Raw genomic sequence first — 12,254 nt, forward strand, 5'->3', positions numbered from 1 at the left:
CGGTTCAGGTCGGCGTCGGAATCGCGGTCATCCGGCTGAGAGCCCGAGCCGCGGGTAGAGGATCTCGAAGCCCTTCTCGAGGCCGCCGTTCAGGCCGGTGGCGCCGTGGTCGGCGCCTGGCACGCTGTAGAAGGTGGTGGCCATGCCGGCGCTCTTGGCGGCGTCGGCGAGGCGCTGCGTTCCCTCCTGGTACGACGGCGACAGATCATTCGAGCCGATGGTGAACACGGCAGTGGTGTCGGCGTACGGGGCGTTCTTCGCCATGATGTTCGCCGGCTTCGCGGCGTCGTAGGCGGCCTGATCGCCGTTGAAGGCCCAGCTCAACGGCCCACTCGGATCGTCCGCCCCGGGGTACTCCTCGGGCGAGACGGCGAGGATGTTGCCGAAGGTATCGGGGTACTTCGACCCGAAGGATGCCGCGCATTGTCCACCGTTCGAGTAGCCCGCGACGGTCCAGTACTTGGCCGCGTGCAGTGCCCTGAGATTCGCCTTGGCCCACGGCACCACATCCTTCATGATGTACGTTTCGACCTTTGCGCGGCTGGTGTCCAGACACAGTGGATCCTGGCTCGGGTCGCTGAGTTGGTCGACGACGAGCGCGATCGGGGCGAGCCCGTTGTTCTTCGCCGCATACTCGTCGAGCACCTTCGCGATGTACTGCGGGTCGGGGTCGCCTGGCTGCCCCATCATCATGATGACCACGGGGAGCAACGGCGCATCCTTCGTGTTCGCGGCCGGCGGGGTGTAGATCTGTGCGGGACGCGCCGGGAAGCCCGAGTTCGTGTTCGGGATTCCGCCCTGCACGAGTCCGGTCATGCCCGTCTTCCGCATGTCGGAGGGGGCCTTCCAGGTCTGGTACAGCGGCTCGTCGGGGTCAGCGGTGTCCGTCGGGCCGGGGGTGGGAATGTCGATCGCCTTCGCGGTGCTGACGTGGAGGAGAGCACCGAGCGTGGGGGAGAGGCCGTATGCGGCACTGATGGCGAAGGTCGCCGTGGCGACGAACATGAGGATCGAGATGATGGCGATGACCTTGCGCCACCATCGCGACCCCCAGAGGTTGAAGATCGCGAGCAGGATGCCGGCGAACGCCGCCGGAACCCAGAACCACGTCACCTCGTTGACGGGGCCGCCGAACGCGTCGAGCACGTTCACGGCCAGCCAGACCACCCCGACCCCGATGAGCGCTCCGACGACGAGCACGATGAACGCCGTCAGGAACCACGCGGCGGTGCGCTTCTTGAACACCAGGTAGATCAGCGCCGCGGCGCTCAGGATGTACCACGTCCAGAGGAAGGCAGGATCGTCGATCTTGATGTCGAGCAGGAAGTCCCACATGGCCGTTGCCCCCATGACACGCCGCGGATTCGTACCGTTCTCGCTCGAATATAGCGGCGAGGCCCTTTCGAGTGGTGGATTCTTTCGTCCCATTAGGATGGCGTCATCTCGCACACGGACTTCAGGGGAGAACCATGGCGGACAAGTCGCGACTCGATTCGGTGATCACGCTCGCCCAGCACAGGGGGTTCGTCTTCCCCTCCGGCGAGATCTACGGCGGCACGCGATCGGCCTGGGACTACGGCCCGCTCGGCGTGGAGCTCAAGGAGAACATCAAGCGGCAGTGGTGGAACACGTTCGTGCGCGGGCGCGGCGACATGGTCGGCCTCGACTCCGCCGTGATCCTCCCGACCGCCGTGTGGCGGGCATCGGGCCACGTCAAGACCTTCAGCGATCCCCTGACCGAATCGCTCATCTCGCACAAGCGCTACCGCGCCGACCACCTCTTCGAGGCGTACGAGGAGCAGCACGGGCATCCGCCGGTGAACGGGCTCGCGGACATCCCCGACCCGGAGCACCCCGACAAGGTCGGCCAGTGGAGCGAGATCAAGCAGTTCTCGGGCCTCATGAAGACGTACCTCGGCGTCGTCGACGACGACTCCGGCCTGCACTACCTGCGCCCCGAGACCGCCCAGGGCATCTTCACCGACTTCGCCGCGGTGCTGCAGACCGCGCGCAAGAAGCCGCCGTTCGGCATCGGCCAGATCGGCAAGGCGTTCCGCAACGAGATCACGCCGGGCAACTTCATCTTCCGCACGCGCGAGTTCGAGCAGATGGAGATCGAGTTCTTCGTCGAGCCCGGCACCGACGACGACTGGCAGCAGACCTGGATGGACGCCTGCTGGAAGTGGTTCCTCGACCTCGGCATGACGCCCGAGAACATCCGCTGGTTCGAGCACCCGGCCGACAAGCTCGCGCACTACTCCAAGCGCACCGTCGACATCGAGTACCGGTTCGGGTTCACGGGCGGCGAGTGGGGCGAGCTCATGGGCGTCGCGAACCGCACCGACTTCGACCTGAGGTCGCACGCGGAGGCATCCGGAAAGGACCTCAGCTACTTCGACCAGACGAAGGGCGAGCGGTACATCCCGTACGTCATCGAGCCGTCGTTCGGCCTCACGAGGTCACTCATGGCCTTCCTCGTCGACGCCTACCACGAGGAGGAGGTGCCGAACACGAAGGGCGGCGTCGACGTGCGCACCGTCCTGCGCCTGCACCCCCGCCTCGCTCCGATCAAGGTCGCCGTGCTGCCGCTCAGTCGGAACGAAGCGCTCTCGCCGCTCGCACGCGGTCTCGCCGACCGGCTCCGCCAGCACTGGAACGTCGACTTCGACGACGCGCAGGCCATCGGTCGCCGCTATCGCCGTCATGACGAGATCGGCACGCCGTTCTGCGTGACCGTCGACTTCGATTCGCTCGAGGACGACGCGGTGACCGTGCGCGACCGCGACACGATGCAGCAGGAGCGGGTGGGGCTCGACCGCATCGAGGCCTACCTCGCCGAGCGCCTCATCGGGGCCTGAACCCGGGCAGGCGGGCCGAGCAGGTCGTCATGGATTGCCTCTTGCCTTGATGCGCGCGGTGCAATAGCGTACTCATACGCCACGGCGCATGCGAGTGTAGTTCAACGCTAGAATGCCGGCCTTCCCGGTCGGAGATGCAGTGTTCAATTCCTGCCACTCGCTCCACTTCTCCCCGGCCGTGACCTCTCAGGGGTCGCGCATCCGCGAGGCTGCCGAATCTGTCGGCTCCGCGCCAGCGCTTCAGTCGATCGTTCCGGAGGCCGCGAGCAGGCGCAGCACCTCGGCACCCGCCGGCGGGCAGCGATCGACGTCGGCGGTCGTCACCCAGTGCAGGGCGCCGACCTCCGCGGAAGCGGCGGGCGCGGCATCCGTCTCGGCGCGGAACACGCGCATGCGCACGAGGCGGCCGTCGGGCTCGCCGTGGGCCTGCGTCACGACCTCGAACAGCTCGACGAGCGAGGCGGGATCGAGCTCGAGCGCCACCTCCTCGAACGCCTCGCGTGCGGCGGCCTCGGCGGCGGTCTCGCCAGGGTCGATCTTGCCCCCGGGCATGTAGTGCACGTCGCGGCCACGTGCGGTGACCATGAGCACCCGGCGATCGCGCACGAGCGCGATGGCGGCGACGAGGAGGTCGGGAAGCGGCATCCGTCCAACCCTACGTCCCGGGCTGCGCCCGAACGTGAGCGGGAGTCATCCGAACACCGGCAACCGCCAGTCGTACGCCAGCGCGAGCGTGCGCAGCGTGACGCAGACGGCGAACCCCACCGCCATCGGCCATGGGGTTCGGATGCCGCGAGCGGCCGTCGCCCACTGGGCGGCGGCCCCGATGATCGCGGCGGTCGCGTAGAAGCCCGTGGTCAGCACCGTCGGCGAGTGCGAGAGGAGCAGGTCCCGGATCACGCCGCCGCCGACCCCGGTGATCGTGCCGAGCGCGACGACGACGAAGCCGTTCGACCCCCACTCCAGCGCCTTCTGCGCCCCGGCAGCCACGAACAGCGCCAGCGCGATCGCGTCGAGCACGCCGATCACGCCGGGCGCGTCGGCGGCGAGCGAGCCGAACGGCACGGCGAGCAGCGCGCCTGCGACGGCGACGATGATGCGGAGCGGCGAACGGAAGGCGGCCGGGGGCGCGTCGCCGAGCAGCACGTCGCGGATGACGCCGCCGAACAGGGCCGTCGCGAACCCGACGACGACGATGCCCAGGAGGTCGAGGCCGGCCGCCACGGCCGCCACGGCGCCCTCGAACCCGAACAGTCCCGTCGCCGCGACGTCGGCCGCCGTGAAGTACGGGCTCGGTGCGCGGCGCGCGACGGCGCGGGCGGTCCCGGTCGTCATGCGCTCAACTCCCCGGCGGCGGCGCCAGGCCGAGACGGGGGTAGAGCACCTCGAAGCCCTCCTCCAGCCCGCCGACGACGGTCGACGCGCCATGATCGCCCCCTGGCACCTCGTAGTACGTCGCGGCGATGCCGGCGGCCGTCGCGGCATCCGCCAGTCGCTTCGTCCCCGGAGCGAAGGCGTGATCGTTCTGGCCGACGGCGTAGATGCCGACCGAGTCGGGGTAGGGCGCCTTGGCTGCCATGATCGTCTCGGGCTTCACCGCGTCGTACGCGGCCTGGTCGCCCTTGAAGGCCGACGCGAGCACCTCGTCGTTGCGCTCGACGCCGGCGTACTCCGTCGGGGCGACCGCGATGATGTTGCCGAACGTCTCGGGGTACTTCGCGCCGAAGTAGGCCGCGCAGCCACCGCCGTTCGAGTATCCTGCGACGGTCGTGACCTTCGCTCCCTGCAGCACGTTCAGGTGCAGCTTCGCCCAAGGCACCACGTCCTGCATGACATAGGTCTCCACCTTGCCGAGGTCGGTGTCGAGGCAGAGCGGGTCCTGCGTCGGATCGCCGAGCTGGTCGATCACCAGGGCGATCGGGGCGAGTCCGTCGTGCTTCGCGGCGAACTCGTCGAGCACCTGGCCGATGAAGGTGACGTCGGGGTCGCCCGGCTGGCCCATCATCATGATCACGAGCGGCAGTCGGGGCGGGTTGTCGACGAGCGCCGCGGGCGGCAGGTAGAACTCGGCGGGCCTGGCCGGGAACCCCGAGACGGTGTTCGGCACCGCCGGATCCGGCGTGCCCACCTCGCCGTGCGCCGGCATCCCCTCCGGCGCCGTCCACGTCGTGTACAGGGGCTCGGCCGGGTCGGGGGGCGGTGGGTCGACGCCTGGATCTCGGATGTCGCCACTCGGCACCGTGGAGATGCCGAGGAGGTCGCCGATCGTGCGGTCGATGCCGTAGGCGGCGTTGATGCCGAGCACCGCGGTGAGGGCGAAGACGGGGATCGCGATCAGCGCGATCACCTTGCGCCACCACCGCGAACGCCAGAGGTTCCAGATCGCGAGCGCGATCGCGGCGAAGGCGCCGGGAACCCAGAGCCAGGCCGCATCGGCGACCGGGCCGCCGAACAGGTCGAGCACGTTCACGGCGGCCCAGAGCACCGCGCCGCCGATCATCGCGCCGACGACGAGCACCACGATGGCCGTCAGCGCCCAGCTGACGGAGGCCTCTCGGCCCAGGAGGTAGATGAACAGGAGCGCCGCGATGACGTAGACCGTGAAGAGCAGCGGTCCACTGACGATCACCTGATCGAGCACCGTATCGACCACAACGCCTCCCCACCCCGACGAAGTCAGCCACAGCGTAGCGCGCGCGCACCTCGCGGAGCCGGAGCGACGGACCGGCGGGCGCAACCCGCGACCGGGAGCCAACGTAGGATGGTGGCATCGTTTCCTCGGGCCGATCGGCCCAACCCTCGACCATTGGAGCCACCGTGGCCGCCGCCAGCCGTCTCGAAGCCGTCATCACCCTCGCACAGCACCGGGGATTCGTCTTCCAGGCGGGGGAGATCTACGGAGGCTCCCGCTCGGCGTGGGACTACGGGCCCCTCGGCGTCGCCCTCAAGGAGAACATCAAGCGCCAGTGGTGGCTGCACATGGTGCAGGGCCGCGACGACGTCGTCGGACTCGACTCGAGCGTCATCCTCCCGAAGGCGGTGTGGGAGGCATCGGGCCATGTCGACGTCTTCACGGATCCGCTCGTCGAATGCCTCAGCTGCAACAAGCGCTACCGCGAGGACCACCTCATCGAGGCCTACGAGGAGAAGAAGGGGCGCGCCCCCGAGAACGGCCTCGCCGACATCGTGTGCACCGCATGCGGCGCTCGCGGCCAGTGGACCGAGCCGCGCGCCTTCTCGGGCATGCTCAAGACGTTCCTCGGCGTCGTCGACGACGCGTCGGGCCTGCACTACCTGCGTCCCGAGACCGCACAGGGCATCTTCGTGAACTTCGCGAACGTGCTGCAGGCGGCCCGCATGAAGCCCCCGTTCGGCATCGGCCAGATCGGCAAGAGCTTCCGCAACGAGATCACCCCGGGCAACTTCATCTTCCGCACGCGCGAGTTCGAGCAGATGGAGATGGAGTTCTTCGTCGAGCCCGGCACCGACGACGAGTGGTTCGAGTACTGGCTCGACCAGCGCTGGAACTGGTACGTCGAGCTCGGCGTCGACCCCGCGAACCTCCGACGCTACGAGCACGCGCAGGAGAAGCTGTCGCACTACTCCAAGCGCACCGTCGACATCGAGTACCGGTTCGGGTTCACGGGCGGCGAGTGGGGCGAGCTCGAGGGCGTCGCGAACCGCACCGACTTCGATCTCTCGACCCACTCCGAGCACTCCGGCAAGGACCTCTCGTACTTCGACCAGTCCAAGAACGAGCGATGGACGCCCTACGTCATCGAGCCCGCGGCCGGCCTCACCCGCTCGCTCATGGCGTTCCTCGTCGACGCGTACGACGTCGAGGAGGTGCCGAACGCGAAGGGCGGTGTCGACAGCCGAACCGTGCTGCGGCTCGACCCGCGACTCGCGCCGGTGAAGGTCGCCGTGCTCCCGCTGTCGCGCAACGAACGGTTGTCCCCGCTCGCGCGCGAACTCGCGGCGAAGCTGCGCAAGATCTGGAACGTCGACTTCGACGATGCCGGCGCCATCGGCCGCCGCTACCGCCGTCAGGACGAGATCGGCACGCCGTTCTGCATCACGGTCGACTTCGACTCGCTCGACGACGACGCGGTGACCGTTCGCGAGCGCGACACCATGGCGCAGGAGCGCGTGCCGCTCGCCGAGCTGCAGGCCTACCTGGGCGCCCGCCTCGTCGGAGCCTGACCGACCGCCACGTCGACCGGGGCGGCCGCCCACTCGCGGCGCAGCACGCCGTACATCGCGGTGTCCTGCCATTCGCCGTCGTTGTACTCCTCTTCGAGGATCGTCGCCTCGCGTCGCATGCCGAGCCGCTCGCACAGGGCCGCGGATGCCGCATTCCGGGCGTCGAGCAGCGCGTGCACGCGGTGCGCGCGCAGCGTGTCGAACGCGACGCCCATCACGGCGGCGGCCGCTTCGCGCGCGAGTCCACGGCCCTGGAAGTCGGGGTGCACGACCCACCCGACCTCGAGCCGGCCGTGCTCGACCCGGTCGGCGCGCAGCATGACGTCCCCGATGACACGGCTGCCCGCGGCATCCGCCCCGCCCTCGTCGGTCGGCCCGCCCGCGGCATCCGCCCGGGGCGTGCGCGGCTCGCCGATGAGCTCCACGGCGAAGAAGATCGCGTCCTCGTCCTTCTCGAGCCGGCGCAGTCCCGCGCGCTTCGCGGTGTGCTCGCGGGCCTCGGTGCGATCGCGTTCCGGCCACGGGATGTAGCGCAGCACCTCGGGCAGGCGCTGGTACTCCCACACGTCGTCGGCGTCGGATGCCTCGAGCGGGCGCAGCCTCAGGCGCTCGGTGGTGATGGCCGCGAACGCCGGCTCGTCGACGTCGAACGGCAGGGCGAGGTGCGGGGGTCCGTCGAAGCGGGGCGTCGCATCGGTCATCCTCCGACGCTATCGCGACGGACGAGGGCTCTCAGCCTCAGGACAGGGGCGGCGAGGTGCTCGCGTGCGCCCGCGGGCGGCGGGTCCCGCGACACGGGTACCGCCGCGGTTCGTCCCGCGAGCCGCGGCCGGCTCTCGAGTCAGCCCGCAGAGCCGGTGCGGCGAACGGCGTCGGGTGCGTCGGACAGGCCGTACTCGCCCGCGCCGGCTGCACCGGCCGACTCGACCGGCGCCGTGACGCCGAAGATCGCCTCGAGCCCGTCGATCCAGGACTGCTGGTCGCCCGACCTGGCGAGTTCGCGCGAGCGCACCATGGGGGTGTGCAGCAGCACGCCGGCCATATGGCGCAGGGCCGCCTCGGTGCGCCCGTCGTCGTCGCCGCGGGAGGCGGCGCGCTCGATCTCGGCGTCGAGGATGTCGAACACGTGCTTGCGCAGCGCGACGACGGCCGGCGCGAGCCGCTGCTCCTCGCCGCTCTCGCCGAACGCGCGTGCGTCGCGCAGCACGATGGCGCGCGCGGCATCGGTCGCCCCGAGCTCTTCGAGCGGCGCGTGGATCTTGATGGTCTCGAGGTCGAGCAGTTCGACGCCGGGCAGTTCGACGACGTCGGGTGCGACGTTGCGCGGCAGGCCGAGGTCGATCACGAGCTGGCGGATGTCGGCGGCCGGCGCGGGTGCGTCGAGGCCGATGCGCGGCAGCGCGCCGACGCGCTCGTGCTCGGCGCGGCCTGCGGCGAGCAGCTCGCGGTCGACGACGTGGTGCTCGACGGTCGTGCAGGTGACGATCACGTCGACCGTGGCCGCCGTGAGGGCGAACTCGTCGTGGGCGACCGCGTCGATGCCGTGGCCGATCGCGAACTTCTCGGCGCGGCCCGACGGCGAGTACACGCGAACGTCGGTGGCCCCGCGATCGCGGAGCGCCGCGAGCGAGGCTCCGGCGAAGCGGCCGGTGCCCACGAGCAGCACGCGGGTCTTGGCCCAGTCGGTGATGCGGCTCTCGCCGAGGTCGAGGGCGAGGCGCACGAGGGAGCGGCCCTCGCCGCCGAGCTCGGTCTCGTTCTTGACACGGCGCGAGGTCTGCGACGCGCGCTGGAAGAGGCGTTCGAGCTCGGGGGTCGTTGTGCCGTCGGAGCGAGCCTGCTCGAGCGACCGACGGACCTGGCCGGCGATCTCGCCCTCGCCGACGACGACGGATTCGAGGCCGGATGCGACGGAGAAGAGATGGCCGGCGACGGCGTTGCCGTGCACGAAGCCGAATGTGGTGCGGAGCTCGGCAGCATCGAGTCCGGCGACCGCGCCGACCGCTCGCACGGCCTCGTGCACGACCTCGACCGGCGACGAGCCCTCGGGGGCCGCCAGGTCGAGGTAGGCCTCGAAGCGGTTGCAGGTGGAGATGACGACCGCGCCCTGCAGGGCGTCGTGGCCGTCCAGAATGCGCGGTGCCGCCTGGTTGGAGCTGGCCGAAAGACGCTCGAGCATGTCGAACCCGGCGTTCTTATGGCTCGCAGTAAGACAGATGAGCACGCGGAGATTCTACTCGCTGCCGGACGGGGGTCTGCCCAGTGCGGTCCCTGAGCGCGACGGGGCGCGTCAGCTGCGGTGCGCGGCCAGCATCTCGGCCGAGATCACGGGGATCGGCGCGGTCAGCGGCGGCACCTCGAGGCCTTCGGCGGCGAGGGCGACGCGGTGCCTGGCCTTCCAGTCGCGCACGATCGCGAAGAACGCGGCATCGGACAGGGCGTAGCGGCCGACACCGCGCGCCGCGAACACGATCGGCAGCTCGACGCTGTTCTTGCGGCGGCGCACGCGCAGCACGAGGACGGACACGACGGTGCTGCCCATGACGACCGAATCAGCGCGGATGTTGCGCACCTCGCGCCAGGGGTAGGAGTCGACCCGGCGGGGTCGACGGTGGCCGCCGTCCCAGAGGGTGACGCCGAGGTCGTCGACGGCGACCGTATAGCGGCGACCGAGCCGAACGGGCGTCGCGCCGTCGAGTCGGAGCTCGTTCATGCGGGGCACGAGTTCGGCGGTGCGGATGCCGCACGCCGCCGCCGTGTCGAACGACCGCGCGAGGGCGGTGCTGCGCGCGGTGCTGCGCGCCGCCCTGCCGAGTGCGCCGATCGCGAAGGCGATCGCCGTGGCGGCGGCGGCCGTCGCGATCACGAGGGGGAGCAGGCGCGGCGCGGAGACGACCGGGAGCCCGGTCACCAGGTGGTCGACCTCGGGGGCCGCGGCGAGGAGCGCGGCGACGACGAGGCCCGCGATGGCGGCGACGAGCACCGTGAGGCCCGTGCGATGGTGCGCGTCGGCGTTCATCGTCGAGGCCCGGCGGCCCTGTGCTGCTGCTGGGTGGGCGACGTGCCCTGCTCGGCTGATGCGACGCTGCCCGAGCGTGGGTACGACGCATCGCAGCGTCGCACCGCACGACCGAACGTCGGCGCGGGGGACAAAGGGGGGAACACGAGCAGGGACACGTCGTCGAGTACTCCGTGGGGGGCGGAGGCACGCCACCTAGGGCGCGTCGCCGTGCGAGGGGGCGCACAACGTGTCCGACTGTAGCGCCCCCGTCGCCTGAATGTAAGGGTCATCAACAAACTGTGGAGAGCCGGCGAAGAATGCTCATCTGAGCACGCCCGAAGGCGTCGTGCTGCGGGATGACGAACGGGCCCGCCACCGCGAGGTGACGGGCCCGTTCGCATGCATGCGGGGGATCAGCCGCGCGCGCCCGCCGCGCGACGACGGACCGACATCGCGACGAGTGCGCCGGCGCCGAGGAGGAGCGCGGCGAGGCCGCCGAGCGCGAGCCCGGTCGACTCGAAGCCCGTGTCGGCGAGGCCGGCGGCTGCGGTGTCGGTCGAGTCGCCCGCGGCGGGCGTGCTGCCCGAGCCGCTGCCGACCGGGGCCGTCACCGTGAGGGGGACGCTCAGCTCGGTGCCGTCCTCGAGGATCGCCACGATCTCGTGGTCGCCGGCGGGCGTCGAGGCGGGAACGACGGCGGCGAAGGCGAGCGCGCCGTCTTCATCGGCGACGACCGAGCCGAGCTCGACGGGCGTCGAGCGCAGCTCGAATGCGACGGCGGCGCGGGAGGGGAAGTCCGCACCGGTCAGGGTGACCGTGCCGCCGGCGACGATCGTGGCGACGTCGGCCGTGAGCGACGGCTCCGCTGCCTCGGGCTCCTCGGGTGCCGCGTCGACCTTCGCGGTGAACGGCTGCGTGGAGCATCCGTAGTCCACGCTCGTGAGCGTGATGCTGTTGGCGCCGGCGTTCACGTAGACCTTGATCGATCCGATCTCCGGGTCGGACTCGAGGTCGGCGGCGAGGTCGCGGCTCTCGTAGTAGCCGCCCTTCAGCGACGCGGCGGGGAAGATGCCCTTCTGGTCGGTCCAGAACCGGCCGTCGTCGTCGAAGTGCAGCTGCGCCGTGAGGTCGCCGCCCTCGAGGATGATGCCGCCCCACCAGATTCCGGAGCGTTCGCCGTTCGCCGCCAGGCGCGACAGCTCGGACAGGTCGGTGCCCGCCGGAAGCGCCAGCTTGACCCACGCCGAACCGGAGTCGGTCGCGGCGAGGCGCACGGCGCCGTCCTGCCACGTCGGGGTCGTGCCGGGCTTGACGGTCCACGAGCCCAGTTCCGCGGCCGTCACGGCCGGGAGGGTCACCGGGGTCGCGCAGCTCGACAGCGTGTAGCCGTCGAAGGTGTAGCGCGTGCCACCGGCGACGACCGCGTGCACGACACCGTCGCCGTGGACGCCGGAGCCGAGGCTGAAGCCGACCTTGACGATGCGCGCGGCGGGGGCGGCGGCCGCCCACTGCGCGAGCGTGCCGAAGTACGCCGAGCCGTTGCCGCCGTCTTCAGCGCCCGACGGGTCGAGGGCCTTGAACGCCGCGGTCGAGCTGTTGGACAGCCACCAGTTCTCGCCGTACACGCGCTCGCCGACGAGGATGCCGTCGCCGGTGCCGTCGCCGTCGATGTCCACGACGAACTGGGCGCCGGGTGCGGCGCCGTCGATGGTCGCCGTGTAGTCGACGCCGCCCGTGAGGGTGCTCGCGAGCGGCAGGTCGACGTCGAGGTAACCGGCGACCTTGTCGGTCGAGGTCGAGCCCTCGGTCCAGATGTGCAGGCCTTCGGCCGTGCGGGCGGCGTGGCCGGTGATGCGGGTGTCGCTGAAGTCCCAGTCGCCGAGCGGTGCTGCCTGGGCGGGAACGGCGACGGCGGCGAGGGCGAGCGCGATGCCCGCGACGCCGCCTGCCGCGATGGTCTTGGTGAACATGCTTCTCCTGGTCGGGTGGTTGGCGCGCGCGGCGGCGCTGCCGCGACGAACGTGAAGGTGCGGAGTGCGCGTTCGTGCACGGGTCCGCTCGCGCGTGCGGGGGCGTGGGCGCGGGCCTTCGGGGTCTCCCCGGCGTCGGGACGCCGGAGGTCGGGTGGCCGTCGGTCGGCGCTCTTCGGGTGAAGCGGGGACGCCGGACGTCGGGTCCTCTCGACGCTAACA

At 70.8% G+C, this 12,254-nt stretch carries 10 protein-coding genes and 1 tRNA gene; 3 read left to right on the forward strand and 8 right to left on the reverse strand.

Annotated features, from left to right (window positions below; translation table 11 throughout):
- Window positions 1-27: 27 nt before the first annotated feature.
- Window positions 28-1,350 carry an alpha/beta hydrolase-fold protein gene (locus tag ABIC29_RS14125; RefSeq protein WP_354246301.1) on the reverse strand — a complete coding sequence of 441 codons (1,323 nt, stop codon included), beginning with the start codon at window positions 1,348-1,350 and terminating at the stop codon, window positions 28-30.
- A 119-nt stretch (window positions 1,351-1,469) separates the two neighbouring features.
- On the opposite strand from ABIC29_RS14125, the gene ABIC29_RS14130 reads away from it, so the two are divergent.
- Window positions 1,470-2,858, forward strand: a complete 1,389-nt coding sequence (locus ABIC29_RS14130; protein WP_354246304.1) for a glycine--tRNA ligase — start codon at window positions 1,470-1,472, stop codon at window positions 2,856-2,858.
- Window positions 2,859-2,948: 90 nt separating this feature from the next.
- Window positions 2,949-3,023 (forward strand) — tRNA-Gly (locus ABIC29_RS14135).
- 75 nt (window positions 3,024-3,098) lie between these two features.
- On the opposite strand, the gene ABIC29_RS14140 is transcribed toward ABIC29_RS14135, so the two are convergent.
- From ABIC29_RS14140 to ABIC29_RS14150, 3 genes are read right to left on the reverse strand one after another with little or no spacing between them, the layout of a single operon-like run.
- Window positions 3,099-3,503, reverse strand: coding sequence for an NUDIX hydrolase (locus ABIC29_RS14140; protein ID WP_354246307.1), 405 nt, complete (start codon window positions 3,501-3,503; stop codon window positions 3,099-3,101).
- 45 nt (window positions 3,504-3,548) lie between these two features.
- Window positions 3,549-4,193 (reverse strand): trimeric intracellular cation channel family protein, encoded by a 645-nt coding sequence (locus ABIC29_RS14145; RefSeq protein WP_354246310.1) that lies wholly within the window; start codon window positions 4,191-4,193, stop codon window positions 3,549-3,551.
- A 4-nt stretch (window positions 4,194-4,197) separates the two neighbouring features.
- On the reverse strand, window positions 4,198-5,487 hold the full coding sequence (locus tag ABIC29_RS14150; protein WP_354246313.1) for an alpha/beta hydrolase-fold protein: 1,290 nt from the start codon (window positions 5,485-5,487) through the stop codon (window positions 4,198-4,200).
- Window positions 5,488-5,675: 188 nt separating this feature from the next.
- Here ABIC29_RS14150 and ABIC29_RS14155 point away from each other — a divergent pair, with 188 nt between their 5' ends.
- Complete coding sequence (locus tag ABIC29_RS14155) at window positions 5,676-7,061, forward strand: glycine--tRNA ligase (RefSeq protein ID WP_354246316.1); 1,386 nt, start codon at window positions 5,676-5,678, stop codon at window positions 7,059-7,061.
- Here ABIC29_RS14155 and ABIC29_RS14160 read toward each other — a convergent pair.
- From ABIC29_RS14160 to ABIC29_RS14175, 4 genes are all read right to left on the reverse strand, one after another.
- A complete protein-coding gene (locus tag ABIC29_RS14160; RefSeq protein WP_354246319.1) occupies window positions 7,031-7,762 on the reverse strand; it encodes a GNAT family N-acetyltransferase in 732 nt (243 codons plus the stop codon). The two genes, ABIC29_RS14155 and ABIC29_RS14160, sit on opposite strands and share 31 nt — an antisense overlap.
- A gap of 140 nt (window positions 7,763-7,902) precedes the next feature.
- A complete protein-coding gene (locus ABIC29_RS14165) occupies window positions 7,903-9,285 on the reverse strand; it encodes a glutamyl-tRNA reductase (protein ID WP_354246322.1) in 1,383 nt (460 codons plus the stop codon).
- Between the two features lie 66 nt (window positions 9,286-9,351).
- Window positions 9,352-10,080 carry a hypothetical protein gene (locus ABIC29_RS14170; RefSeq protein ID WP_354246325.1) on the reverse strand — a complete coding sequence of 243 codons (729 nt, stop codon included), beginning with the start codon at window positions 10,078-10,080 and terminating at the stop codon, window positions 9,352-9,354.
- A 395-nt stretch (window positions 10,081-10,475) separates the two neighbouring features.
- Window positions 10,476-12,032, reverse strand: a complete 1,557-nt coding sequence (locus ABIC29_RS14175; protein WP_354246327.1) for a hypothetical protein — start codon at window positions 12,030-12,032, stop codon at window positions 10,476-10,478.
- Window positions 12,033-12,254 lie beyond the last annotated feature (222 nt).

The sequence above is a fragment of the Agromyces sp. PvR057 genome (genome assembly GCF_040547485.1).
In the GTDB taxonomy this organism is placed as follows: Bacteria; Actinomycetota; Actinomycetes; order Actinomycetales; family Microbacteriaceae; genus Agromyces.

Coding starts and splice junctions, on each gene's coding strand:
- ABIC29_RS14125 (WP_354246301.1), bottom strand. CDS start 1,350: ATGGGGGCAACGGCCATGTGGGACTTCCTGCTCGACATCAAGATCGAC.
- ABIC29_RS14130 (WP_354246304.1), top strand. CDS start 1,470: ATGGCGGACAAGTCGCGACTCGATTCGGTGATCACGCTCGCCCAGCAC.
- ABIC29_RS14140 (WP_354246307.1), bottom strand. CDS start 3,503: ATGCCGCTTCCCGACCTCCTCGTCGCCGCCATCGCGCTCGTGCGCGAT.
- ABIC29_RS14145 (WP_354246310.1), bottom strand. CDS start 4,193: ATGACGACCGGGACCGCCCGCGCCGTCGCGCGCCGCGCACCGAGCCCG.
- ABIC29_RS14160 (WP_354246319.1), bottom strand. CDS start 7,762: ATGACCGATGCGACGCCCCGCTTCGACGGACCCCCGCACCTCGCCCTG.
- ABIC29_RS14170 (WP_354246325.1), bottom strand. CDS start 10,080: ATGAACGCCGACGCGCACCATCGCACGGGCCTCACGGTGCTCGTCGCC.
- ABIC29_RS14175 (WP_354246327.1), bottom strand. CDS start 12,032: ATGTTCACCAAGACCATCGCGGCAGGCGGCGTCGCGGGCATCGCGCTC.